This window comes from Agromyces sp. Root1464, assembly GCF_001427265.1.
GTDB classification, from domain to species: domain Bacteria; phylum Actinomycetota; class Actinomycetes; order Actinomycetales; family Microbacteriaceae; genus Agromyces; species Agromyces fucosus.
Map to the genome: position 1 here is coordinate 770,428 of NZ_LMFU01000001.1, position 24,121 is coordinate 794,548.

At 71.4% G+C, this 24,121-nt stretch carries 20 protein-coding genes; 16 read left to right on the forward strand and 4 right to left on the reverse strand.

Going from position 1 to position 24,121, the window contains the following annotated elements; genetic code table 11:
* Positions 1–6 precede the first annotated feature (6 nt).
* The 11 genes from ASD23_RS03540 to ASD23_RS03585 all read left to right on the forward strand — a co-directional run bounded on the left by ASD23_RS03540 (position 7) and on the right by ASD23_RS03585 (position 12,569).
* Positions 7–1,026, forward strand: coding sequence for a LacI family DNA-binding transcriptional regulator (locus ASD23_RS03540; protein ID WP_056006297.1), 1,020 nt, complete (start codon positions 7–9; stop codon positions 1,024–1,026).
* Positions 1,027–1,374: 348 nt separating this feature from the next.
* The gene (locus tag ASD23_RS03545) at positions 1,375–2,514 is read left to right on the forward strand and encodes a polyprenyl synthetase family protein (RefSeq protein WP_056006300.1); all 1,140 of its coding nucleotides are present in this window, start codon (positions 1,375–1,377) and stop codon (positions 2,512–2,514) included.
* Between the two features lie 59 nt (positions 2,515–2,573).
* On the forward strand, positions 2,574–3,818 hold the full coding sequence (locus ASD23_RS03550; RefSeq protein ID WP_056006303.1) for an inositol-3-phosphate synthase: 1,245 nt from the start codon (positions 2,574–2,576) through the stop codon (positions 3,816–3,818).
* On the forward strand, positions 3,815–4,759 hold the full coding sequence (locus ASD23_RS03555; protein ID WP_056006306.1) for an SCO3242 family prenyltransferase: 945 nt from the start codon (positions 3,815–3,817) through the stop codon (positions 4,757–4,759). Before ASD23_RS03550 ends, ASD23_RS03555 begins: the two co-directional genes overlap by 4 nt.
* Positions 4,756–5,601, forward strand: a complete 846-nt coding sequence (locus tag ASD23_RS19040) for a sugar phosphate isomerase/epimerase family protein (RefSeq protein ID WP_200941669.1) — start codon at positions 4,756–4,758, stop codon at positions 5,599–5,601. Before ASD23_RS03555 ends, ASD23_RS19040 begins: the two co-directional genes overlap by 4 nt.
* The gene (locus tag ASD23_RS19045; RefSeq protein WP_200941670.1) at positions 5,598–6,230 is read left to right on the forward strand and encodes an EboA domain-containing protein; all 633 of its coding nucleotides are present in this window, start codon (positions 5,598–5,600) and stop codon (positions 6,228–6,230) included. The genes ASD23_RS19040 and ASD23_RS19045 overlap by 4 nt, the downstream gene beginning before the upstream one ends.
* Positions 6,231–6,232: 2 nt before the next feature.
* Positions 6,233–7,150 carry a TatD family hydrolase gene (locus tag ASD23_RS03565; protein ID WP_056006310.1) on the forward strand — a complete coding sequence of 306 codons (918 nt, stop codon included), beginning with the start codon at positions 6,233–6,235 and terminating at the stop codon, positions 7,148–7,150.
* Positions 7,150–8,316, forward strand: a complete 1,167-nt coding sequence (gene eboE / locus ASD23_RS03570) for a metabolite traffic protein EboE (protein WP_056006313.1) — start codon at positions 7,150–7,152, stop codon at positions 8,314–8,316. Before ASD23_RS03565 ends, eboE begins: the two co-directional genes overlap by 1 nt.
* Positions 8,313–9,722: an alkaline phosphatase family protein gene (locus tag ASD23_RS03575; protein ID WP_129231319.1), complete on the forward strand. Its 1,410-nt coding sequence runs from the start codon at positions 8,313–8,315 to the stop codon at positions 9,720–9,722. The genes eboE and ASD23_RS03575 overlap by 4 nt, the downstream gene beginning before the upstream one ends.
* Positions 9,719–10,303, forward strand: a complete 585-nt coding sequence (gene idi / locus ASD23_RS03580; protein ID WP_056006316.1) for an isopentenyl-diphosphate Delta-isomerase — start codon at positions 9,719–9,721, stop codon at positions 10,301–10,303. The genes ASD23_RS03575 and idi overlap by 4 nt, the downstream gene beginning before the upstream one ends.
* A gap of 112 nt (positions 10,304–10,415) precedes the next feature.
* Positions 10,416–12,569 (forward strand): hypothetical protein, encoded by a 2,154-nt coding sequence (locus ASD23_RS03585; RefSeq protein WP_056006319.1) that lies wholly within the window; start codon positions 10,416–10,418, stop codon positions 12,567–12,569.
* A 123-nt stretch (positions 12,570–12,692) separates the two neighbouring features.
* Here ASD23_RS03585 and ASD23_RS03590 read toward each other — a convergent pair whose 3' ends face one another.
* The 3 genes from ASD23_RS03590 to ASD23_RS03600 form a co-directional block, all read right to left on the reverse strand.
* The gene (locus tag ASD23_RS03590; RefSeq protein WP_056006322.1) at positions 12,693–13,577 is read right to left on the reverse strand and encodes a DNA-methyltransferase; all 885 of its coding nucleotides are present in this window, start codon (positions 13,575–13,577) and stop codon (positions 12,693–12,695) included.
* A 92-nt stretch (positions 13,578–13,669) separates the two neighbouring features.
* Positions 13,670–14,005, reverse strand: a complete 336-nt coding sequence (locus tag ASD23_RS03595) for a hypothetical protein (RefSeq protein ID WP_056006323.1) — start codon at positions 14,003–14,005, stop codon at positions 13,670–13,672.
* A 55-nt stretch (positions 14,006–14,060) separates the two neighbouring features.
* On the reverse strand, positions 14,061–15,110 hold the full coding sequence (locus ASD23_RS03600) for a lipoate--protein ligase family protein (protein ID WP_056006326.1): 1,050 nt from the start codon (positions 15,108–15,110) through the stop codon (positions 14,061–14,063).
* Positions 15,111–15,180: 70 nt separating this feature from the next.
* Here ASD23_RS03600 and ASD23_RS03605 point away from each other — a divergent pair, with 70 nt between their 5' ends.
* The gene (locus ASD23_RS03605; RefSeq protein WP_082571152.1) at positions 15,181–15,825 is read left to right on the forward strand and encodes a histidine phosphatase family protein; all 645 of its coding nucleotides are present in this window, start codon (positions 15,181–15,183) and stop codon (positions 15,823–15,825) included.
* Between the two features lie 60 nt (positions 15,826–15,885).
* On the opposite strand, the gene ASD23_RS03610 is transcribed toward ASD23_RS03605, so the two are convergent.
* Complete coding sequence (locus ASD23_RS03610) at positions 15,886–16,734, reverse strand: alpha/beta fold hydrolase (RefSeq protein ID WP_056006329.1); 849 nt, start codon at positions 16,732–16,734, stop codon at positions 15,886–15,888.
* A gap of 194 nt (positions 16,735–16,928) precedes the next feature.
* Here ASD23_RS03610 and ASD23_RS03615 point away from each other — a divergent pair, with 194 nt between their 5' ends.
* The 4 genes from ASD23_RS03615 (at position 16,929) to ASD23_RS03630 (ending at position 23,943) form a co-directional block, all read left to right on the forward strand.
* Entirely contained in the window at positions 16,929–21,032 is a 4,104-nt protein-coding gene (locus ASD23_RS03615; RefSeq protein ID WP_082571153.1) for an NPCBM/NEW2 domain-containing protein, read from the forward strand.
* Between the two features lie 44 nt (positions 21,033–21,076).
* A complete protein-coding gene (locus ASD23_RS03620) occupies positions 21,077–21,721 on the forward strand; it encodes a hypothetical protein (protein WP_056006332.1) in 645 nt (214 codons plus the stop codon).
* Positions 21,722–21,937: 216 nt separating this feature from the next.
* On the forward strand, positions 21,938–22,435 hold the full coding sequence (locus tag ASD23_RS03625; RefSeq protein ID WP_082571154.1) for a MarR family winged helix-turn-helix transcriptional regulator: 498 nt from the start codon (positions 21,938–21,940) through the stop codon (positions 22,433–22,435).
* A 5-nt stretch (positions 22,436–22,440) separates the two neighbouring features.
* Positions 22,441–23,943 carry an MFS transporter gene (locus ASD23_RS03630; protein WP_082571155.1) on the forward strand — a complete coding sequence of 501 codons (1,503 nt, stop codon included), beginning with the start codon at positions 22,441–22,443 and terminating at the stop codon, positions 23,941–23,943.
* Positions 23,944–24,121 lie beyond the last annotated feature (178 nt).

Here is a 24,121-nt window from a genome sequence, read left to right on the forward strand (position 1 = left end):
CCCACGATGAGGGGGAGCATTCCGGCCGGCCACGCGCCGACCCTCGAGATGGTCGCGGCTCAGGCCGGCGTCTCTCGCGCCACGGTCTCCCGGGTCGTCAACGGCTCGCCGAAGGTGAGCCCCGAGGTCGTGGAGACCGTGCAGGCCGCGATCACGGCCCTGAACTACGTGCCGAACCGTGCAGCGCGATCGCTCGCGAGCCGGCGCACCCAGGCGATCGCCCTCATCGTTCCCGAGTCGGCCGCCCGCGTCTTCGATGACCCGTTCTTCGCCTCGATCGTGCAGGGGGCCGCGCTGGCACTGGCGGGCACCGAGTACACCCTGAACATGCTCATCGAGTCGGAGCTCGACCCCGACAAGACCCGGCGCTACCTGCTCGGCGGCAACGTCGACGGCGCGCTCGTCGTCTCGCATCACACGGGTGACCATTCCTTCGCGCACCTCTCGCGCTCACTGCCCCTCGTGTTCGGCGGGCGACCGCTCGACCCCGAGGAGTCGAGCGGGTACACCGTCGACGTCGACAACGAGCAGGGCGCCACGGCAGCCGCGCAGCACCTCATCGGTGCCGGACGCACCCGCATCGCGACGATCGCCGGCCCACAGGACATGCCGCCCGGAGTCGATCGCCTGCACGGGTTCACCACGGTCGTCACCGGAGCCGGGCTCGCCGACGACCTCATCGAGTTCGGCGACTTCACGGCCGCCTCCGGCGCCGCGGCGATGCACCGACTGCTCGAGCGCGCGCCGGAGCTCGATGCCGTCTTCGCCGCCAACGACCAGATGGCGATGGGCGCCCTCTCCGCCCTCGCGGACGCCGGTCGCTCGGTGCCCGACGACGTCGCCGTCGTCGGCTTCGACGACGACCGCTACGCCGCCACCGCGGTGCCGCCGCTCACGACCGTGCGGCAGCCGTCGTCCGAGATGGGTGCCGAGATGGCACGCAAGCTCGTGCGCCTCATCGCCGGCGAAGACGTCGAGTCGGCGACGATCCTGCCGACCGAGCTCGTAGTGCGCCAGTCGGGCTGAGCCCGCCCGCTCGGTTCGTACCGGGACGCCGCCGCCGCGAACCGGCCGCCCCGGTCGAGCCATTCGTCCCGGTTCTCTTCGCCGACGCCCGCGAGAACGACGGCCTGAATTCCCTCGTCCACGGCGGAAGTCCGCGTTGGAACGAGCGCCGCTCACCCCGATCGGCGTGAGTTTCGCAACCACGCCCGGAAGTTTTGTCGATTGACGTTCAACTTCTGCGCGACTTATGCTGAGCTTCAGTAAGAAGCTGAGCGTTTTTGACACTTCTGTCGACATATTCGACGGGGTGACCAAACCTCCCCTGCGAGGACACGCCACCGCCCTGTCAACGTCGACGGAGGAGTAGCCATGAAGCCGACCCCGGCGACCGCGATCGCGGCCGCGCCCGAAGCGGCCCGCGCGAGCGCCGTCCTCGAGGCGGAAGCCCCGACCTTGGCCCTGCTCGTCGAGGAGTTCGCGCGACGGGCGCCGGCGATCACCGCGGCCCACTGGGACCGGGTACAGGCGCGGTGCGCCGCCGCGGGCCCCGCCGCGGGCGAGCTCATCGCCGAGGCCCGGGCGTCCGACGGCGGCAAGCACATGCGGCCCCGACTCGTCGCAGCCGCGTTCCTCGGCATGGGCGGCTCCGACGCCGACCTGCTCGCCGAGGTCGCCGGCGCCCAGCAGCTCCTGCACCTCGGCCTCTGCATGCACGACGACCTCATCGACGGCGATCGCGTGCGACATGGCCGGCCCAACCTCGTCGCCCGATACGCCGACGCCGGGCGGGTCGCCGGGCTGCCGGCCGTCGCGGCCGAGCGTCAGGCGATGACCGCCGCCCTGCTCGCCGGCGACCTCGCGATCAACGCTGCGCTGCTGGCGCTCCTCGAAGCGCCGGCTCCGGCGTCGGTGCAGCAACGACTCGCCGCCGAGGCATCCGCCGCACTCGAGACCACGATCGCGGGCGAGTTCCTCGACGTCCGCTCCGAACTGCTGCGGCCCGATGCATCCGAGCCGCTGCTCGTCGCCGAACTGAAGACCGCCGCCTACAGCGTGGCCCTCCCCCTGCGTCTCGGCGCCGTCGCGAGCGGCGCCGCGTCTGCGGCCGAGCTCGAGTGCCTGCAGCAGATCGGCATCGCCTTCGGCATCGCGTACCAGCTCGCCGACGACGAGCTCGGCCTCTTCGGCTCGGCTGACGCGACCGGCAAGTCGGTGCTCTCCGACGTGCAGCAGGGCAAGCGCACCGAGCACGTGCGCCTCGCCTACCAGCGGGCCGACGTTGCCGGCCGTGCGCGGCTCGACGCGACACTGGGCGACCCGGCTGCTACCGAGGCGGATGCCGCCGCGATCCGCGACATCGTGACCCGCACCGGCGCGCGCGCCGCGGTCACCCGCACGATCGACGAGCACGTGGCACGCGGCATCCGCCTCGCCGAAGCCGGACTGCCCGAGCGGCTCGCCCGCTACCTGACCGATCTCGCCCGATCCCTTCGGGGGCGGACGAGTTGAACGACGACGACACCCGTCACGACACGACCCATCGACCAGACACCACCCGGAGGAACGACATGACGCAGCACGAGACATCCGCGACGGCGATCGGTACCGACGCCTGGCACGAGGGTCCGGTCGGTCTCTGGCTCATCGGCGCACGCGGCTCGATCGGCACCGTGGTCGCCGTCGGACTGCACGCGATGCGCGCCGAGCTCGCCCCGCCGACCGGGTGCACGACCGCGGGCGAGGCGTTCGCGGGCGTCCCGCTGCCGGCGTTCGCCGACCTCGTGATCGGCGGGCACGACGTCAGCACGACCCCGCTCCGTGAACGGGCGCACGCGCTCGTCGACTCCGGCATGCTCGCGCACCGCTTCGTGGCGACGGCCGACGACGCGCTCGATCGCGCCGACGCCGAGATCCGTCCGGGATACGACCGGAGGACCCACACCGGGTCGCAGGCCGACGCCGTTCGCCGCATGGCCGCCGACATCACCGACTTCCGCGAGCGGCACGGCCTCGGTCGGGTCGTCGTCGTCGACATCTCCTCGACGGAGCCGATCCTCGAGGACCACGTCGAGTTCCACGACCCCGAGCTGTTCACCGCCGCGCTCGAGGACCCCGATCGGCCCCTGCTGCCGGCGAGCTCGATCGCCGCCCTCGCCGCGATCGAGTCGGGCAGCGCGTACGCGTGCTTCACCCCCTCTGCCGGCATCGACGTGCCCGTCATCCGCTCCCTCGCGACCGAACGCGGCATCCCCTTCGCCGGTCAGGACGGCAAGACCGGCGAGACGCTGCTGCGCACCGCGCTCGCCCCGATGTTCACGGCTCGCGGCATGCGCGTGCTCTCGTGGGCCGGCTCCAACCTCCTCGGCGGCGGCGACGGCGCCACCCTCGCCGACCCCGAGGCCGTGCGCAGCAAGCTCGCGACCAAGACCCGTGGCCTCGTCAGCCTCGTCGGCGACCACGTCGTCGCTCCCCTGCACATCGACAACGTGCCCGACCTCGGCGACGTGAAGACCGCCTGGGACCACATCCACGCCGAGGGATTCCTCTCGTCGCGCATCACGATGCAGACCATCTGGAGCGCGTACGACTCGATGCTCGCGGCACCGCTCATCCTCGACATCGCCCGGCTCCTCGCCCTCGCCGCCGCCGACGGCCAGCGCGGTGCCATCCCCGCGTTCGGGTTCTTCTTCAAGGACCCGTGGGGCAGCGATGTGCACGACTTCTCGCAGCAGACGATCGCCCTGCATGACTGGGCGCATGCCACGGGAACGCGTGTCCGTGCCGCCGCGGAGAGCGCGGTGACGCCGGCATGACCTCGCCCGGGGACCTCCTCGACCTCGTCCGCGCGCCCGCCGCGCTGACGGTGATCGGCGACACCCTCGCCGGCGGGCACGCCGGGGGCGCCCGGTTCACCGGCCGGCAGTGGCTGCTGCCCGCGGCATCCGTGCTGCTCTACAGCGGCGGCATGGCGCTGAACGACTACGCCGACCGCGAGCTCGACGCCGAGGAGCGGCCCGAGCGGCCCATCCCCTCGGGTCGGGTGTCGGCGGGCACCGCGCTCGCAGTCGTGAGCGGATGCTTCGCGGCGGGCCTCGCCCTCGCGGCGGCGGGCGGCGGACGGCGGGGCCTCGGCGTCGCGATGCCGCTCGTCGGCGCGATCGTGCTCTACAACACCGTGGCGAAGTCGACGCCGCTCGGGCCGGTCTCGATGGCCGCCTGCCGCGGGCTCGACGTCATGATGGGGGCGGGCGGAGCGCGACGGGCCGCTCCCGCCGCCGCGACCGTCGCGCTGCACACGGCCGGGGTCACGCTGCAATCGCGCGGCGAAGTGCACGGCGGATCGGTCGGCGTCGCCAGCGCGACCCTCGCGATGACCGCGGCGAGCGCGGTCGCGGCCGCTGCCGGCGACCGCGGCGCCTTCGACGCGCGGATCGCCGCGAGTCGGGTCGACCCGACCGGCATCAGCCCGACCGGGAAGGCCTCGACCGCGTGGCGCATCGGCGCCACGCTCGCGACCGTCGCCGCGGCGGCGTCCTACCTCGCCGCGACGGTGCCGACGCAGCTCCGCACGCTCGACGACCCGTCGGCGGGGAACGTCCGCACCGCCACCCGGGCGGGCATCGGCGCGATGATCCCGCTGCAGACCACGCTCGTCGCGCGCACCGGCGCCCTCGGCTCTGCCGCGCTCCTCACGGGCGTCGATCTCGCGCGTCGCGCGCTCTCGGCGCGCCGCAAGCGGGGCGATGTGACATGAGCCGCGGCTTCAGCATCGGCTACGGCACGAACGGATTCGCCGACCACACCCTCGACGACACGCTCACGGTGCTCGAGGCCGAGGGATACGGAGCCCTCGCGCTCACGCTCGGCCATCCGCACCTCGACCCGTTCGCCGACGACGCGTTCGAGCGCGCCGCACGGCTTCGCGGACGCCTCGACGAGCTCGGCTGGCCGGTCGTCGTCGAGACCGGCAGCCGGTACCTGCTCGACCCCTTCGTGAAGCACCGCCCGACGCTCGTCGACCGGGAGGCCGAGCCGCGACTGCGCTTCCTCGCGCGCGCCGTCGAACTCGCAGCGGTGCTCCGTGCCGACTGCGTCTCGCTCTGGTCGGGGGTCGTGCCGGGCGACGTCGCAGCCGACGAAGCATGGTCGATGCTCGTGGAGCGCATGCGCGAGGTCGTCGACCTCGCTGACGCCGCCGGCGTGCGCCTCGGCTTCGAGCCCGAGCCGGGCATGCTCGTCGAGACGGTCGCCGACGCCCTGCGCCTCCGCGACGAACTGGGCCGCCCCGAGGCGTTCGGCATCACCGTCGACCTCGGCCACTGCGTCGCGGTCGAGCCCGACGGCGTCGTCGGCGCCCTCCGCGCCGCGGGCGACCTGCTCGTCAACGTGCAGGTCGACGACATGATGCCCGGCGTGCACGAGCACCTCGAACTCGGGCAGGGCCGGCTCGATCTCGCGGCGGCCCTCGCGACGCTGGAGGAACTCGGCTATCGGGGCGTGGCAGCCATCGAGCTGCCGCGACACTCGCACGATGCGCCGGGCGCAGCAGCCCGCGGCATCCGTGCCATTCACGAGGTGTTGAAGGAGGAACGATGACCCATCCATGGACGATCGCGGCGGTCGACGACGTGACGGCGGACCCACGGCGCATCTCGGTGCTCTTCCCGGCGGCCGGGCGTTCCGTCGGACGCGACCCCGTCGACCCCGAGCACGATCCGCTCGGACTCGTGCACGGCACCGACGACGACCGGGCCCGCGCGGTGCTCGTGCAGGCGCTCATCGCCGCCGTCGACGACGACGGCATCGCGGCCGACACTGTCGCCGAGCTCTACCGGTACGGCGACGACGCCGAGCGGCGCGGCGTGCTCCGCGGCCTGAACGCGCTGTGCGGGCCGAACGCCGAGCCGATGCTCGCCGCGCCGCTCGTCGCGACCGGTCGCGAACTCGTCGCCGACGCACTGCGCACGAACGACCCGCGCCTCGTCGCCGCCGCGCTCGGTGACTTCTCGGCCCGCGAGCTCGACCAGCACGGCTGGCGCCACGGCGTGCTGAAGGCGCTCTTCATGGGCATCCCCCTCGACGCCGTCGCGGGCATCGACTCGCGCGGCGACGCCGAGCTCGCCCGCATGGCCGCAGCGCTCATCGCCGAGCGCCGCGCCGCCGGCCGCGAGATCAGCGCCGACATGACCCGACTCTCCACGATCCAGACCACGCCCGGAGGCTGACCATGCGAATCTTCGACCCGCACATCCACATGAGCGCGCGCACCACGAACGACTACGCGGCGATGTACCTCGCCGGCGTCCGCGCCGTCGTCGAACCGGCGTTCTGGCTCGGGCAGCCGCGCACGAACGTCGGCAGCTTCGTCGACTACTTCGACGGGCTCATCGGCTGGGAGCGGTTCCGCGCCGCGCAGTACGGCATCCGCCATCACGCCACGATCGGACTGAACCCGAAGGAGGCCAACGACCCGCGCTGCCGCGAGGTGCTGGCCGTGCTGCCGCGCTACCTCGCCAAGGACGGCGTGGTGGCGGTCGGCGAACTCGGCTACGACTCGATGACCGCCGAGGAGGACGAGGTCTTCGTCGCGCAGCTCGCGCTCGCCCGCGAGTTCGAACTGCCCGCGATGGTGCACACGCCGCATCGCGACAAGGCGGCCGGCACGCTGCGCACGCTCGACGTGATCCGCGACGCCGGCATCGACCCCGGGATGGTCGTCGTCGACCACCTCAACGAGACGACGGTCGCATCCGTCGCCGACAGCGGCTGCTGGATGGGCTTCTCGATCTATCCCGACACGAAGATGGACGAGGCGCGCATGGTCGCGATCCTCCGCGAGCACGGCACCGAACGGGTCCTCGTGAACTCGGCGGCCGATTGGGGCAACTCCGACCCGCTGAAGACCCGCAAGACGGGCCACGCCATGCTCGACGCCGGCTTCACCGAGCACGACGTCGACGTGGTGCTCTGGCAGAACCCGGTCGCGTTCTACGGCCAGAGCGGGCGGCTGCACCTCGACCCGGTGCCCGGGTTCGACGAGTCGACGGATGCCTCGGGCGCTGCGGATGCCTCGAACGCTCCCACCGTCCCCGCGGCCGGCGCGACCTTCGAGGGCAACTCCGTGCTGCGGGGGGCGAGGGTCTGATGGAGCTCTCGTACTGCACCAACGTGCACCCGGCCGAAGACCTCGAGGGGGTGCTCGAGCAGCTCGACGCCTTCGCCGGCCCGGTGCGCGAGCAGGCCGGCCTCGACCGGCTCGGCGTCGGCCTCTGGCTGCCCGCCGAGCTCGCCCTCCGGCTCGCGTCCAGCGAGCCCGACCGCGAGCGGCTGCGCGAGCGCCTCGACGCCAACGGGCTCGAGCTCCGCACGGTCAACGCCTTCCCGTACAGCGCGTTCCACGCCGACGTCGTGAAGCTCGACGTGTACCGACCCGACTGGACCGACCCGCGCCGCGCGTCCTTCACGCTCGACTGCGCGCGCGTGCTCGCCGAGCTGCTGCCCGCCGGGGCATCCGGCAGCATCTCGACGCTGCCGCTCGGCTGGCGCGACCCGTGGACCGCCGGTGATGACGCGCGCGCAACCGAGGCGCTCGTGCACGTGTCGCGGGAGCTCCGGCGCCTGCGCGACGAGACCGGCCGCACCGTGCGCCTCGCGATCGAGCCCGAGCCGGGCTGCACGCTCGACACCGTCGACGACGTCGTGCGCTGGCTCGCGCCGCGCGTGGCCGAGGGCATCGACCCCGAGTTCATCGGCGTCTGCCTCGACACCTGCCACCTGGCCGTCTCGTTCGCCGACCCGGTCGCCGCCGTTCGGCAGATCGCCGAAGCGGGCCTCCGCGTCGTGAAGGTGCAGGCCTCGGCCGCGCTGCACGTCGAGCACCCCGGCGACCCGGCGAACCGCGAGGCGGTCGCCGCCTTCGTCGAGCAGCGCTACCTGCATCAGACGCGCGAGCTCTCCCCCGACGGCACGGTGCTCGCCGTCGACGACCTGCCCGAGGCGCTCGCCGAGCTGCCGGCCGACGGCCCGTGGCGCGTGCACTTCCACGTGCCGCTGCACCTGGCGCCGAGCGCGCCGATCTCGGCGACGACCGAGGTGCTGCGAGCCGCCGTCGACGCGGTGCGCGGCATCCCCCACGGCGACGAGGCCCACCTCGACGTCGAGACCTACACCTGGAGCGTGCTGCCCGGCGGCGTCGACGACCTCGTCGCCGGCATCGCGGGCGAGGTGCGCTGGGCGGCCGACGAGCTGCTCGGCGCGCCGCCCCGGCCCGCCCCGGCCGACACCCGCTCACTCTCGGAGGTGGCCTCGTGACATCCGTTCTGCTGCTCGACGTCGTCGGCCTGACACCGCGCGCCCTCTCGCACATGCCGAGGCTTCGCGCCATGGCCGCGTCGGGCGCCCAGACGAGTCTCGGCACCGTGCTGCCCGCCGTGACGTGCAGCGTGCAGTCGACGATGCTGACCGGGCTCGCCCCCGCCCAGCACGGCATCGTGGGCAACGGCTGGTACTTCCGCGACCAGGGCGAGGTGCACCTGTGGCGCCAGCACAACAGGCTCGTGCAGGGCGAGAAGGTCTGGGAGACCGCGCGCCGGGCGAAGCCCGGGTTCACCGCCGCGAACGTCGGCTGGTGGTACGCGATGGGCGCGACGACCGACATCACCGTGACCCCGCGGCCGATCTACCACGCCGACGGGCGCAAGTCGCCCGACGCCTACGTGCGACCGCCCGCACTGCACGACGAGCTCGTGGGCGCACTCGGCGAGTTCCCGCTGTTCCAGTACTGGGGTCCGACGGCCACCATCGCCTCGACGCGATGGATCGTCGAGGCGACCCGCAAGATCATGCGCGAACAGCGCTCCGACCTCGTGATGGCCTACCTGCCCCACCTCGACTACGACCTGCAGCGCTTCGGTCCCGACGGGCCGGAGGCCGACGCCGCCGCCGCCGAACTCGACTCCGCGCTCGCGCCCCTGCTCGACGATGCCGCCGCATCGGGCGTCACCGTGATCGCGGTCGCCGAGTACGGCATCGCCGAGGCGCGGCATCCGGTCGACGTCAACCGGGCGCTCCGACGCGAGGGACTGCTCGAGGTCTACGTGCAAGACGGCCGCGAGCAGCTCGACCCCTGGACGTCTCGGGCCTTCGCCGTCGCCGACCACCAGGTGGCGCACGTCTACGTCGCCGACGACGCCGACCTGCGCCGCGTGCGCGAGGTGCTCGAGGCGCTGCCGGGCGTCGACGAGGTGCTCGATCGCGAAGCGCAGGCCCGCTACGGCCTCGACCACGAACGCTCGGGCGAGCTCGTCGTGGTCGCCGAACCCGGCGCCTGGTTCACGTACTACTACTGGCTCGACGACGACCGGGCTCCCGAGTTCGCGCGCGGCGTCGACATCCACCGCAAGCCCGGGTACGACCCGGCCGAGCTGTTCTTCGACCCGGCCGACCGCCTCGCGAAGGCCAAGGCGGGGCTCGGCCTCGTGCGCAAGAAGCTCGGCCTGCGGTACGCGATGAACGTCGTGCCGCTCGACCCCTCGTGGGTGCGCGGCACGCACGGCCGGCTGCCCGACAGCGCCGCCGACACGCCGCTGCTGCTGTGCTCGGACGCGAGCCTGCCGTTCTGGGGCGCGCGGTCGGCCGACGACCTCGTGCCGGCGGCGAGCGTGCGCGACCTCGTGCTGCAGGCGTCGGGGGTTCCTGCGACCGCGGTGGCGCGATGAGCGCGTCGCCGATCGGCGCGCCCGCCGTCGGTGTGCCGATCGGCACGCCGGCCGCGGTCGAGCAGGTCGTGCTGCTCGACCTCAACGGGGCACCGATCGGCACGATGGACAAGGCCGCGGTGCACACCGCCGACACCCCGCTGCACCTCGCCTTCTCGTGCTACGTCTTCGACCGGGACGGGCGGATGCTGCTGACCCGCCGTTCGCTGCGGAAGCGCACCTGGCCCGGGGTCTGGACCAACACGGCGTGCGGGCACCCGGCTCCCGACGAGCCGGTCGAGGAGGCCGTTCGCCGGCGGCTCGCCACCGAGCTCGGCGTGACGGCGGTCGCGCTCCGAGCCGCACTGCCCGACTTCCGCTATCGGGCGGTGGCGCCCGACGGCGTCGTCGAGAACGAGGTCTGTCCCGTCTACCTCGCCGAGTTCACGGGCGACCCGGCGCCCGATCCCGACGAGGTGATGGACTGGCGATGGGTCGACCCGGCGGCGTTCGCGCGCACGGCCGTCGAGGCGCCGTTCCTCCTCAGCCCGTGGAGCGTGCTGCAGGCGAAGGGCCTGCTCGAAGCCGGCTTCCTGGCCTGAGTCGCCGCCGCGCACGCCGCGATTCCGGCGCAGGGGGACACCGCTCCGCCTATGGCGGCCATAGGCTCAAGTGGTATTGCACATGTGACATACCATTCGCGACGCTTGGCCCATGAACCTACGCGCCAGCAGTCGCAGCATTGCGGCCGCAACGACCGGAACACTTGTCCTGACCGCCCTCACGCTCGGCGTCCCCTCCGCGCACGCCGCCGAGGCCGGCGGAGCGGCCGCCGCATCCGCCCCCCAGTCGTGCACCATCGCCCCACCGGCCAACGAGCTCTCCGAGTCGCCCGTCGGCTGCGTCACCGCCGCGGTCGCGCTCGACCGGGTGCCGGGGCTCGGCGAGACGGCGACCGTCACGGTCCAACTCGACACCGAGGTCCCGATCGACGACGCCCAGCTCGCCGTGCGCCTGCCCGCGGGCCTGCGAATCGTCACCGACGGATTCTCGGCTCCGACCGAGCGCGGCCTCGACACCGTCGCGACGCAGGACCTCGCACTCGACGAGTCCGGCCGGACCGTGACCTTCGAGGTGATCGCCGACGTCGCCGGTCCCGCGCAGATCCAGGTCGACGTCGTCGATACCGCCCAGCCGGCCGAGGAGCGCAGCGCGCACGCCTCGACCGAGCTCACGATCGGCCGGACCGCCGCCGAGTCGGCGCCCGGCGCGGCCGGAACATCGTCGACCACCCACGGGAAGAACGGCGACGCCGACACCAAGCGCTCGGCGACCGAGAAGCCGAAGGTCGGCGAGGTGACCGCGGCATCCGACGCGATCTGCGCCGTCGGCGACCTCGACATCGCCGACTGGACGGGCGACTGGCGTGCCGCGCGTCGGGTCGCCGTCGCGGTCCTCGGGCAGACGACCCCCGACGCCCCCGCGGCGACGCTGGCGACCGGCCTCACCGATGCCGAGGACGGCAGCTACGAACTCTGCTTCACCTCGCCGGCTCCCGAGCTCGCGTCGCTGAGCGTCGAGTTCACCACCCGCAACGCGTGGTGGGAGATCGACGACATGACGGGTGCCACCTCGTACACGACCCGCTCCGCCCCGGTCACCGACGTCGCGGCGGGCACCGTGCAGGACTTCGGCACCTCGGTGCCGAGCGCCCTGCACATGCGGGCGTTCAACGCCTTCGACATCCACAACGCGCTCTACGAGCTGCGCGGTTCGGGCACCGACTGCTGGACCGCGGAGCAGACGACCGACTGCGAGAAGCTCAAGGCGCGCTGGGCACCGGGCAACACCGACGGCGGCTACTACCAGACCGCCGCGAACGTGCGCTCCGTCTACCTCACCGACGCGATGCCCGACACCCTGCACACGGTCGTGCACGAAGCCGGGCACAACTTCCAGCACCTGCTCTACAACTGGCGCTGGCCGACGGGCGACTGCCCCTCGCCGCACTCGCTGCACCGCGTCACGGGGGCGATGTGCGCCTGGACCGAAGGATTCGCGAACGCCGTCACGGGCTACGCCATGGGCGACGGCCGCTACTACTACAACACGACCGACTGGATGGACCTCATGCAGACGGGACTTCAGGACACGACGATCGCGCCGGCTCGGCCCAACCCCGACAACGGCGAGCACGTCGAAGGCCGCGTCGCGGGGGCGATGATCTCGCTGTGGCGCGAGCTCGACGGCGGCCCCGAGGCGACCTTCCGCAACCTCGACCAGTACGACTCGTTCGACTTCGCCGAGTGGTTCAACGTCGATCGACCGAAGTCGGGGCTCTCAGTCGACCGGCAGGCACGCGACATCCTGAACGAGCACACGATCGACTTCCGCGATGTGCGTCGCACCGAGTCCCTCGTCAACGGCGACCTCGAAGACCAGGCCGCGGGATGGGACATCACCGGTGGCGTCGTCGGCACCTGGAGCTACTTCGGCGCGGAGAGCGGCCGGTACTACGCCTGGATGGGCGGCAACGGCGTCGCGAATGTCGACTCGCTGAGCCAGCCGGGCGTGCAGATCCCGAGGAAGGGCACCACGGTGCTCGATTTCTTCATGCGCATCAACAGCCCCTCCGAGGATCGCACGGTCAAGGCCGACAAGCTCGAACTGCAGATCGAAGCCGGCGGCCAGACCACCACCGTGTACACCTGGTGGAACGGCGACCGGGTGCCCGCCTACTCGAAGCGAAGCGTCGACTTGTCCCGATTCGCGGGCCAGACGGTCACCCTGAAGTTCGTGAGCACCGAAGACGACGGTCAGCAGACCGACTTCGTGATCGACGATCTGTCGGTGCAGACCACGCGCTGACGCGTCGCACGACACAGCGGCTGATCCGGCCGCACGGCACGCGGGCCTCGCCCGGGCACACCCGCCCGAGCGGGGCCCGCGTCGTCGCGGTCGGCGCGACTCACGGGCAACCACCTCAGCCCGTTACGGCGTCGGGCCTGCCTGGAACACGACGCCCGCGACATCCGTGAACCGGCCCTTCATGACGGCGATCGCCTCGGGGTTCTCGTCGACGAGCACGAAGCGCCGGCCCAGGGTCGCCGCGACGGCGCCCGTCGTGCCCGACCCCGCGAAGAAGTCGAGCACCCAGTCGCCCTCGCGCGTCGAGGCCTGCACGATGCGGCGGAGGATGCCCTCGGGCTTCTGCGTCGGGTAGCCGGTCTTCTCACGGCCCGTCGGCGACACGATCGTGTGCCACCACACGTCGGTCGGCAGCTTGCCGAGCTCCGCCTTCTCGGGCGTCACGAGCCCGGGCGCCATGTAGGGCTCGCGGTCGACGGCACTCGAGTCGAACCAATACCCCGACGGGTTCTTCACGTAGACGAGGATCGTGTCGTGCTTCGTCGGCCACTTGCGCTTGGCCTTCGCGCCGTAGTCGTAGGCCCAGATGAGCTCGTTGAGGAAGCACTCGCGACCGAACAGGGCGTCGAGCAGCACCTTCGCGTAGTGCGCCTCGCGGTAGTCGAGGTGCAGGTACAGGGTGCCGTCGTCGGCGAGCAGTCGCCACGCTTCGATGAGGCGCGGCTCGAGGAAGCCCCAGTAGTCGTCGAAGCGGTCGTCGTAGCGCAGCAGGTCGCCGCGGATGCGCTCGTAGCGCTTGCCCGCGAACCCGGTGATGGCTCCGGATGGCTCGGGCTCGGCGTCATCCGTCGGTACGACGCGCACGTGGCGGGTCGACTGCCGCGACTGCGCGCGGCCGGTGTTGAACGGCGGGTCGAGGTAGATGAGCGTGAAGCGGCCGTCGGGGAAGGTCGGCAGCACGGCGAGGTTGTCCGCATGGATGATGCGGTCGGGTTCGTCGAAGCTCACCGGTCCAGTCTGTCAGTCGTCGAGACATCCGCCGGCGGAGCAGCGAAGCGTATCGAGGCAGCCCATGGCCCGACCCGGCCGAGGGAGGAAACTCAGTCGCGGTCGACGTCGAGGCGGATCGTGCCGCGGAAGCGGTCGGCCCCTGCAGGCTCGGGCCGCGAGGCATCCGTGCCGTCATCGTCGAACGCGATGCCCTTGTCGCCGTCACCCGGAATCGGCGAGGGAACCGGCAGGCGGCTCTGCCGGTCGAGCTCGACCTGCGCCTCGTGCTTGCGGGGCGCGAAGACCTCGTCGCCGATCATCATGACGCCGCCGCCACCGCCACCGCGCTTGGTCTTGTCGGAGAGGTCGATCCAGCCGCGCCGCACGGCGAACGCCACGAAGGCGCAGGCCACCGCGGCGATGCCGACCCAGATCCACCAATCCACCCGGCGAGTCTAACGGGGATCGCTGAGCCTTCCTCGCGCGCGGGTCGGTGCGCGGTCAGGGCACCCGCTGGAGCCACTCCTGCGTCGAGAACTTGGACTCCACGAGCGCCTCGGCCTCGGCGAGTTCGTCGGCACTCACAGTGCCCGGCGTCGCGCCGTAGAGCGAGGCGAAGGTCTGCTTCAGGCTCTCGATGATCGCCGCCCGCGACAGCCCGGTCTGCGAACGCAGCGGGTCGACGCGCTTCGCAGCGCTCGCGATGCCCTTGTCGCTGATCTTCTCGCGACCGATGCGCAGTACCTCGAGCATCTTCTCGTTGTCGAGGTCGTAGGCCATGGTCACGTGGTGCAGCACCCCGCCCGAGCCGAGCCGCTTCTGGGCGGCGCCGCCGATCTTGCCGAGCGGGCTCGCGATGTCGTTGAGCGGCTGGTACGTCGCCTCGATGCCGATAGCACGCAGCCCCTGCAGCACCCAGTCGTCGAGGAACGCGTAGGAGTCGGCGAAGCTCATGCCCTGCACGAGCTCGCCCGGTACGTAGAGCGAGTACGTGACGACATTGCCGCGCTCCATCATCATCGCGCCGCCGCCCGAGATGCGGCGCACGACCTCGAAGCCGTACTTCTCGGCGCCTTCGGGGTCGACCTCGTTCCTGACCGACTGGAAGCTGCCGATGACGACCGCAGACTCGTCCCACTCCCAGAAGCGCAGCGTGGGCTTGCGGCGGCCCTCGCCGACGCGGGTCGCGAGCACCTCGTCGAGCGCGAGGTGCGTGCGCGGCGGCACGGCCGCGTCGTGCACGATCTCCCATTCGTAGTCGGCCCAGCTCGTGGCATCCGTCATCGCCCGTCGCACCGCGACTGCGATCGCCTCGGGCGAGAAGCCGAGCATGACCGCGTCGTGGCGGAGGCCGGCGGTGATCGCCGCGGCGATCTGCTTCGCATCGGATGCCGCGGAGAGGCCGGTGAGCGCCGCGTCGAGGTCGCCCAGCGCCTCGTCGGGCTCGAGGAAGAAGTCGCCCGCCACGCGCGGATCCGTGATCACCCCGTCGCGCACCTCGAAATCGACGACCACGAGCTTGCCACCGGGCACCTTGTATTCACCGTGCATGCGGTACAGCCTACGGATGCCGGGCTTGGATGCGGCAGCCTACGATCGAGGGGACGGCAGGGGGCCCGAGATGACGACGTTCTACCTGGCACGCCACGGCGAGACGACCTGGCACGCCGACCACCGGTACGCGGGCAATTCGGATGTCCCGCTGACGCGCCACGGCCTCGGCCAGGCCGCGGCACTCGGCGCCTGGGCGGTCGATGCGAGCCTGGATGCGATCGTGGCCTCGCCACTCTCCCGCGCGCGGCGTTCGGCCGCGCCATCCGTCGAGACGACCGGCCTCGCCCTCCGCATCGACGACCGCCTCGTCGAGATCGACTTCGGCGACGGCGAGGGGCTCACCCCGACCGAGCTCGCCGAGCGCTTCCCCCAGGAGTGGGCGGCATTCTGCCGCGCGCCTGCGACGAACCCGCTGCCGGGCGGCGAACGCGGCCGCGACGGCATCGCCCGCGCCCTGCCGGTGTTCGATGAACTCGTCGAGGAGTTCCCCGAGGGACGCGTGCTCGTCGTCGGGCACGCGACGCTCATCAGGCTGATGTTCTGCGAGCTCGCGGGTATGGACCCAGACGGCTACCGCGACTTGCTGCCGGTGCTCGGCAACTGCAACATCACGACGATCGTCTATCCGTGGGCGACCGAGTCGCAGCTCACGAGCCATCCGCGCATCCGGCTGCTCGGCTTCGACGTGCCCCCGGGGCGCGCGGCGATCTGAGGCGCGTGCGGCCGCGGCATCCGCTGCCGCCGTCGAGCCCGCGAGCGGTCGGACGCCCGCTCAGTCGGCCGCGAAGCGCTCGTCGAGCCAGCCGATGAGGTCGGCGCGCACCTCGGCACGGTTCGTCTCGTTGAACACCTCGTGCCGCGCGCCCGCGTAGACGATGAGCTGAACGTCGACGAGGCCCGAGCGGTGCACGTAGGCGTTCGCGAGCTTCACCGCACTCGCTTCGCCGCCGAGCGTGTCGTCGGAGCCGACCATGATGAGCAGCGGCAGTTCGGCGGGCAGGTGACGTGCCGGGCGACCGAGCAGGCGCGCCGCGTCGATCGTGCCGAAGAGCTTCCGCAGCGGAACGTGGGTCGTGTACGGGTCGGCCATGAACGCCGTCGCGACTTCGGGGTCGCGGCTCAGCCACTCGACCGGCGTGGGTCCGTGCCGCTTGTGCCGGGCGTTCAGGTCGCCGCCGTTCATGTCGACGAGCGTGCGATGAGCCGTGCCGGTGAGCACGACGCCGTCGTACTTCTCGGCGCTGCGGTTCACAATGATCTGCGACATGAGCGAGCCCCACGAGTGCCCGAGCAGCACGAGCGGCGACTCGGGCCCTTCGGCGTCGCGGATGACTCCGGTGAACTGCTCGACCGCGTCGATCGTCGCCCGGAGCCCGCCGGGGCCGAGCCGGCCCATGCGCGTCAGGTCGCCGCCGTGCTGCTCGAAGCCGGTCTGCCCGTGCCCGCGATGGTCGTCGGCCCAGACCGAGTAGCCCGCGCCGTTCAGCGCCTCGATGAGCTCGGCGTACCGGCCGATGTGCTCGCCGACGCCGTGAGCGAGCTGGATCACGGCGGTCGCGTCGGGCACTCGCCACGACTCGTAGTGGATCCGGACCCCGTGCTCATCGGTGAAGGTCGCCATGCCGACATCATGGCAGGCGACCGGGTCCGCGGGCCCCCGGGCGGGGAGGAATCCGCCGGACCTGCCACCGAGCTATCGAGCGAATCACGGATTCGTGTCCCGTACCCCTTGACCCGAGTGACCAAGAAGTGATCTCATATGAGCGTTTGGCCCTTCTTAACGTCAATTGCAATCAACGGTGAAAGCGAGCAACGATGAGCCCCGACCGCACGAGCCGCGCACGACGGGGCCATCGCGCCTCGTCGGTCGTCGCGGCAGCAGCCATCGCCGTGCTGGCGACGACGGGCGTCTCGCCCGCCTTCGCCGCACCTGAGCCACCGGCTGCAGCCGCCGGCGCGGCGGCCGCGACCACGCCGATCACCCCGAAGCCGGTGACCCCCGAGGTCGCCGTCGACGCCGCGGGCACTCCCCTCGGCGCGATCAGCGCCGTGGAGCAGGACGGCGCGAGCGTCACCCTCACCGCGGCGGGCGGCGCGATGCGCGTCTCGTTCCTCGACGACCGCACCTTCCGGCTCGAAGCCGATCCGAGCGGCAGCTTCACCGACCCGGCCAACACCCCGCAGAACGACCCCGCGCGCACGGCGAACATCGTCGTCGGCGCCGACAGCTTCGACGCCCCGCAGATCACCGTCACCGAGGGCGACACGATCACCATCGCGACCGAGGCCGTCTCGCTCGTCATCGACCGCGCGACCGGCGCCTCGACCGCGACCCGTGCCGACGGCTCGGTCATCTGGTCGGAATCCGCCCCGATCACCTTCGGCGCCTCGAGCGCCACGCAGCACCTCGCCCCGATCGAGGGCGAGCAGTTCATCGGCGGCGGCATGCAGAACGGCCGCTCGGTGCACACCGGCGCCACCGTCAACATCGCGAAGAACTTCGACTGGGACGACGACGGCTACCCCAACGCGGTGCCGTACTACATGTCGTCCAACGGCTACGGCGTGCTCCGCAACACCTTCGCCCGCGGCAGCTACGACTTCGCCGCGCACACGACGACGCACGAGGAGAGGCGGTTCGACGCGTACTACTTCGTCGGCGACTACAAGCAGTCGCTCGACTCCTACACCCAGCTCACGGGTCGCCCGATGATGCCGCCGGTCTACGGACTCGAGTACGGCGACGCCGACTGCTACAACCGCGGCAGCTCGACGTACACGGCGTTCAAGGACCCCGCCAAGCTGCAGACCCCCCAGGCGCTCGACTTCGCGAAGGACTTCGTCGAGAACGACATGCCCGCCGGCTGGATGCTCGTCAACGACGGGTACGGCTGCGAGTACGTGGACCTGCCCCAGACCGTCGACGCCATTGAGCAGGAGACCGGCCTGAAGACCGGCCTCTGGACCCAGCGCTCCCTCACCAACCAGGAGTTCGAGGTCGGCGAGGCCGGCGTTCGCCTGCGCAAGCTCGACGTCGCGTGGGTCGGCCAGGGCTACCGTCAGGCACTCACGGGCTGCGAGGCCGCGCACGGCGGCATCGAGCAGTACTCCGACGCACGCGGCACCTCTCTCATGGTCGAGGGCTGGGCCGGATCGCAGCGCTGCGGCATGCAGTGGACCGGCGACCACTCGGGCAACCTCGACGCGGTGCGCTGGCAGGTCTCGGCGCTCACCGGCGCCGGCAACTCGGGCCTCGCCTTCAGCACGGGCGACGTCGACGGCATCTTCGGCGGTTCGACGAAGAGCTACGTCCGCGACCTGCAGTGGAAGGCCTTCGCCCCCGCGCTCTACTCCATGAGCGGCTGGGCGCAGACCGACAAGCGGCCGTGGCTGTACGGCGACGAGGCGACCGCGATCAACCGCGACTACCTGCAGCTCCGTCAGCGCCTGATGCCCTACATCTACACGCTCGCCGAGGAGTCGCACCGCACGGGCGTCTCCATGATGCGCTCGATCGCGCTCGAGTACCCGAGCGACCCCGGCGCCTACAGCGTCGAGGCGAACAACGAGTTCCTGCTCGGCGAGGACTACCTCGTGGCGCCGGTGTTCACCGACTCCGATGTGCGCAACGGCATCTACCTGCCCGCCGGCGACCGCTGGGTCGACTACTGGACCGGCACGGTCCACGAGGGCGGCAAGGTCGTCAACGGTTACTCGGCCCCGCTCGACACGCTGCCGATCTTCGTTCGCGCCGGCGCGGTGGTGCCGCAGGGCATCACGGCCCGCAACGCCTCGCTCGTGCCCGAGGACTCGGCGATCACCCTGACGACGTACCCGCAGGGCGACTCCTCGTTCACGCTCTACGAGGACGACAAGGTCACGCGTTCGCACGCCGAGGGCGAGGCGAGCCACCAGGACTTCGAGGTCAGCGCACCCGCTGCCGCTGCGGAGGGCGACGTGACCGTCACCCTCGGCGAGCGCGAGGGCGAGTACGACGGCAAGGCCGCCGGCCGCGACTACCGCCTCGAGGTGCACACGGGCTCGGAGCCCGCCGCGGTCGAACTCGACGGCACGGCACTCGAGCAGGTCGACGACGTCGCCGCACTCGAGGGACGCACCGGCTGGGCCTACGACGGCGACCGCACCGGCGGCGTCGTGGTGGTCTCGACCGGCGAACTGGCATCGGATGCCTCGGCGCAGGTCGTGCTCTCCGGCACGAGCGCCGTGGGCGGCCGCGATCAGGACGCCTCGGCGGCATCCGTCGACGTCACCCTCGACGACCGCGTGTTCCAGGGGGCGCAGACGACGGCCACCGCGACGTTCACCAACACGGGCACCGCGGCGAAGGACGACGTGGTGCTCTCCCCCGTGCTGCCCGAGGGCTGGAACCTCGTGTCCACGACGGGCGGAACGGCCGACCGCGTCGAGCCCGGCGCTTCGATCACCGCCGAGTTCGTGCTCGAGGTGACCCCGGAATCGGGCGCCGACCTGCAGACCCTCACCGTGAAGGCCGCCTACACGTCGGCGTCGAACCAGCAGGTCGAGGTGACGGGGGCGAACCAGCTCTACGTCGCCTACGGTTCGCTGCAGGGCGCGTTCAACGCGGTGTCGATCACCGACCTCGACACGGCGACCGCCGGCAACTTCGACGGCGGCGGGGCATCCTTCTCGAAGGCCGCCCTCGAGACCGCGGGGGTCACCCCCGGCGGCACCGTCACCGTTGGCACCGGAGACACGGCGATCGAGTACACGTGGCCCACCCCGGTCGGCACGCCGAACTCGGTGACGCCGGCGGGGCAGACCATCGCCCTCTCGGGTCAGGGCACGCACCTCGCGGTGCTCGCCTCGGCGGCGACAGGAGCCGGCGTCAACCCCGAGCTGACGATCACCTACACCGACGGCACCACCGCGAAGCAGAACATCTACTTCCCGAACTGGCTGCTGCAGGCCTCGGGCCTGCAGGGCTCGACCGTCGCCATCACGTCGCTCGGCCGCAACAGCGCCACGAACCCCGCCGTGTACGAGTACCCGACGGGCAAGTACCAGGTCTACTCGAACCTCATCCGCCTGAACCCGGGCAAGGAGGTCGCCTCGGTCGTGCTGCCGAACGAGAGCCGGATGAAGATCTTCGACTGGCAGATCGTCGACCAGCCGCTGCCGGCGGTGCCGGAGGGCTCCGCGTGGGCATCCGACCTCGACTGGCTGAGCGCCACGAACGGGTGGGGCGTCATCGGCAAGGACGTCGCGAACAAGGACTCGGCGTCGTCGCCCGACCTGCCCCTGAAGATCAACTACACGGACCCCGCCACCGGCACGTCGCCCGTGTACGAGAAGGGGCTCGGCGTCCACGCCCAGTCGAAGATCACCTACTTCGTCGGCGGCAAGTGCTCGGCCTTCACCGCAGAGGTGGGGCTCGAGTCGGGCTTCGGCGGCAACGTGATCTTCAAGGTCGACACCGACGGCGTCAACCGCTACCAGTCGCGCACGTTCACGCCGGGCTTCGCGCCCGAGTCGGTGGACATCGACCTGACCGGTGCGCAGTACGTCGACCTCATCGTCCAGGCGCCCGGCAGCATCAACGGGGCGCACGGCATCTGGGGCGACGCCCGGTTCGAATGCGAGTCGGCCGTTCCCGAGGTCGACGTCGAGGTCGTCGCCGAGACCCGGTGCATCGCCTCGAAGGCGTACGTGACCGTGAAGGCGACGAACCGCGAGGACGAGGCGATCTCGGTGAAGACCACGAGCGCCTACGGCGAGAAGTCGTTCGCCACGGTCGCCGCCGGCAAGAACGCGGTCGCGACGTTCAACTCGCGAGCGGTGAGCGTCGAAGCGGGTCAGGTCACCGTCGAGGCGACCCGCACCTCCGACGGAACCGTGACACCGCGTGTCGTGGACTACGACGCCCGCAACTGCGGGTGATCGCCGAAGCCCCGTCCAATCCCCATCCGAGTAAAGGAATCGAAATGAAGAAGATCAGCACCTCCACCGCGTTGCGGGTCACCGCCGTGACGTTCGGCGCGCTCATGTTGACGGCGGCGGGCGCTGCCGCGGCGAACGCGGCCGACCCCGTCGGCGACGACAGCACGGTCGACGTGAACGTCGAGGTCACCGAGTTGAACGAGCCCGGCGTGCTAGCGATGACCGTCGCCGGCACCTCCGTCACGCTGGCGGAGGACGGCTCGACCGACCTGGTGCGCCAGTTCACGGGAACGCTCCCGACCGTCACCGTGACCGACACGCGCGCGGCCGAGGACATCCCCGAGGGTGCCGCCTGGTACGTGCTCGGCTCGAGCACGGCCTTCGCCGGCGACGCCGGGCAGCCCGACATCGGGGCGGGCCACCTCGGCTGGAGCCCGGAGCTCATCGACGGCGGCGAGTCGGGCCTGGTCGCCATCGGCGACGAGGTCGACACCGTGGTCGACGACGACGCCGACCCGGCGAACAACGTCGGCCTCGTCGACCAGGAGCTCTTCGCCTCGGCGTGGAACTCCGGCGAGATCGCCAGCGAGGGCGCATGGACCGCGAACGCGGGCCTGTTCCTCCGCACCGAGAGCTCGGTCGCGGCCGGCAACTACAGCTCGACGCTGACGCTGTCACTGTTCGAGTAACGCCCCAGAGACGCCCGCATCCGTGAGGATGCGCGGTGCAGCTCCGACGTGGTCGACCCATGGGTCCTGCGGCGGCGCACACAGGAACCGGATGCCCCGGACCGCACGCGGTCCGGGGCATCCGCCGTTCCCGGGGCATCCGCTGTCCTGCCCGGTCGCCCGCGGTGCCGGGCGGTGCATTTTCCTTAGCAAAGCTAATTTGTTACACTAAGCAATATGACGGATGTCGCGCGCCCTGCCTCGGCCGAACGATCGACCCCTGCGGCGGCGACGCGAGCACCGGCCGCCAGGCGCCGCACGCTCGCCGAGCAGAGCACCGAACTGCGCATCGCGATCATGCGACTCTCCCGCCGGCTCCGCCAGGAGCGCACCGAGACCGAGCTCAGCGGCTCGCAGTTCTCGACCCTCGGCTGGATCTCGACCGAGGGGCCGCTCACCATCGGCCGGCTCGCCGAGCTCGAGCGGGTCACTGCGCCGTCGATGAACCGCACGGTGAACTGCCTCGTCGACGCGGGCTACGCCACCCGTGCGGCATCGCCCGACGACGGCCGCAAGGTCATCGTCGCGGCGACCGCGACCGGCGAGGCGATCGTGCTCGAGACCCGCCGCCGTCGCGACGCCTGGCTCGCGAAGCGCTTCGCGGCCCTCACCCCAGCCGAACGCGAGACGCTCGCCGCGGCCACGACCATCCTCAGGAGGCTCACCGACCAGTGAGTGCAATGTTCCGATCCCTCGCCCACCGCAACTACCGAATCTGGTTCATCGGCGCCCTCGTCTCGAACGTCGGCGCCTGGATGCAGGCCACCGCCCAGAACTGGGTGGTGCTGACCGAGCTCACCGACAACGACGCCTTCGCCGTCGGCATCACCATGGCCCTGCAGTTCGCGCCGCAGCTGCTGCTCGTGCCGATCACCGGCCTCATCGCCGACCGCTTCGACCGCCGCAAGATCCTCATGGTCACGCAGAGCCTGCTCATGCTGCTCGGGCTCGGGCTCGGGCTCCTGCTCGTCTTCGGCACCGCCGAACTCTGGCACCTCTACCTCTTCGCGCTCGCCCTCGGCCTCGTGAACGCCATCGACAACCCGGCACGGCAGACCTTCGTCTCCGACCTCGTCTCCAACTCCGACATGTCGAACGCCGTCGCCCTGAACTCGGCGTCGTTCAACACCGCCCGCATGATCGGCCCAGCCGTCGCGGGCTTCCTCATCGTGCTCGTGGGGTCGGGCTGGGTCTTCATCATCAACGCGTTCACCTTCCTCGCGGTGCTGGGCGCGCTCGCGATGCTGAAGGGCCGGCAGCTGAAGCGCTCCCCTCGAGCGCCCCGCGCCAAGGGCCAGTTCGTCGCAGGGTTCCGCTACGTGGCCGGCAGGCCCGACCTCGTCGTCGTGTTCGTGATGGTCTTCCTCATCGGCGCGTTCGGCATGAACTTCCCGATCTTCTCCTCGACGATGGCCGTCGAGTTCGGCCGCGGCGCCGGCGAGTACGGACTCCTCTCGTCGATCCTCGCGATCGGCTCGCTGACCGGTGCGCTCCTCGCCGCGCGACGTGAGCGGGCGCGCATCCGCGTCGTCATCCTCGCGTGCGCGTTCCTCGGCTTCGCGACGCTCACCGCCGCGCTCATGCCCACCTACTGGACCTTCGCGGCCTCGACGATCCTCATCGGACTCGGCGCGGTGACGATCCTCACGACGGCGAACGGGTACGTGCAGACCACGACGGAGCCCGAGCTTCGCGGCCGCGTGATGGCCCTCTACATGGCGATCCTCGCCGGCGGCACGCCCATCGGCGCCCCGATCGTGGGCGCGGTCGCCGACGGCATGGGCCCGCGCTGGGCGCTCGGACTCGCTGCCGTCGCCGCGATGGTCGCCGCGCTCATCGGCCTCGGCTGGCTCGTGGTGTCACGGGGAATGCGGCTCACGCGGCATCCGCGATACGCCTGGCGACCCGCCGTGCGGTTCTCGGATGCCCCGACCGCTGCGATCGCGGCCGTGACCACGCAGGCCGTGCCGACGCTGCAGGTCGATCAGCTCGAGCGCGAGATCGAGCGGGAGTTCGGGCGGGATCGAGTGCCCGAGCGTTCACGCCGGGCAGGGCGCGACCGAGGGGCGGACCGCGAGCGCGAGCTCGTGCCGACCGTGCCGAATGACCACCTCGTGCCCGCCGACTTCTCCGAGGAAGTGGCACTCACCTCGCCGATCCGGCTGCCGAAGCCCCGCGCGTAGCGCCGCTCCCTCCACCCTCCGGAGCGCAACGCCCGCCAGCAGTCACGCGCGCCATCGATCGAGATGACCCGTGTTGTCGGTCGGCGCAACGCGGAACCGACAACACGGGTCATCTCGATGCTGCGCGCTCAGCAGAGGCCGCGTCGGGCGGCTGCAGTTGTGCGGTTCTGATCGCTTT

Coding starts and splice junctions, on each gene's coding strand:
- ASD23_RS03540 (WP_056006297.1), top strand. CDS start 7: ATGAGGGGGAGCATTCCGGCCGGCCACGCGCCGACCCTCGAGATGGTC.
- eboE (WP_056006313.1), top strand. CDS start 7,150: ATGGAGCTCTCGTACTGCACCAACGTGCACCCGGCCGAAGACCTCGAG.
- ASD23_RS03600 (WP_056006326.1), bottom strand. CDS start 15,110: ATGCACGGTGAATACAAGGTGCCCGGTGGCAAGCTCGTGGTCGTCGAT.
- ASD23_RS03605 (WP_082571152.1), top strand. CDS start 15,181: ATGACGACGTTCTACCTGGCACGCCACGGCGAGACGACCTGGCACGCC.
- ASD23_RS19040 (WP_200941669.1), top strand. CDS start 4,756: ATGAGCCGCGGCTTCAGCATCGGCTACGGCACGAACGGATTCGCCGAC.
- ASD23_RS03620 (WP_056006332.1), top strand. CDS start 21,077: ATGAAGAAGATCAGCACCTCCACCGCGTTGCGGGTCACCGCCGTGACG.
- ASD23_RS03545 (WP_056006300.1), top strand. CDS start 1,375: ATGAAGCCGACCCCGGCGACCGCGATCGCGGCCGCGCCCGAAGCGGCC.
- ASD23_RS03630 (WP_082571155.1), top strand. CDS start 22,441: ATGTTCCGATCCCTCGCCCACCGCAACTACCGAATCTGGTTCATCGGC.
- ASD23_RS03625 (WP_082571154.1), top strand. CDS start 21,938: ATGACGGATGTCGCGCGCCCTGCCTCGGCCGAACGATCGACCCCTGCG.
- idi (WP_056006316.1), top strand. CDS start 9,719: ATGAGCGCGTCGCCGATCGGCGCGCCCGCCGTCGGTGTGCCGATCGGC.
- ASD23_RS03585 (WP_056006319.1), top strand. CDS start 10,416: ATGAACCTACGCGCCAGCAGTCGCAGCATTGCGGCCGCAACGACCGGA.
- ASD23_RS03615 (WP_082571153.1), top strand. CDS start 16,929: ATGAGCCCCGACCGCACGAGCCGCGCACGACGGGGCCATCGCGCCTCG.
- ASD23_RS03565 (WP_056006310.1), top strand. CDS start 6,233: ATGCGAATCTTCGACCCGCACATCCACATGAGCGCGCGCACCACGAAC.
- ASD23_RS03610 (WP_056006329.1), bottom strand. CDS start 16,734: ATGGCGACCTTCACCGATGAGCACGGGGTCCGGATCCACTACGAGTCG.
- ASD23_RS03555 (WP_056006306.1), top strand. CDS start 3,815: ATGACCTCGCCCGGGGACCTCCTCGACCTCGTCCGCGCGCCCGCCGCG.
- ASD23_RS03550 (WP_056006303.1), top strand. CDS start 2,574: ATGACGCAGCACGAGACATCCGCGACGGCGATCGGTACCGACGCCTGG.
- ASD23_RS19045 (WP_200941670.1), top strand. CDS start 5,598: ATGACCCATCCATGGACGATCGCGGCGGTCGACGACGTGACGGCGGAC.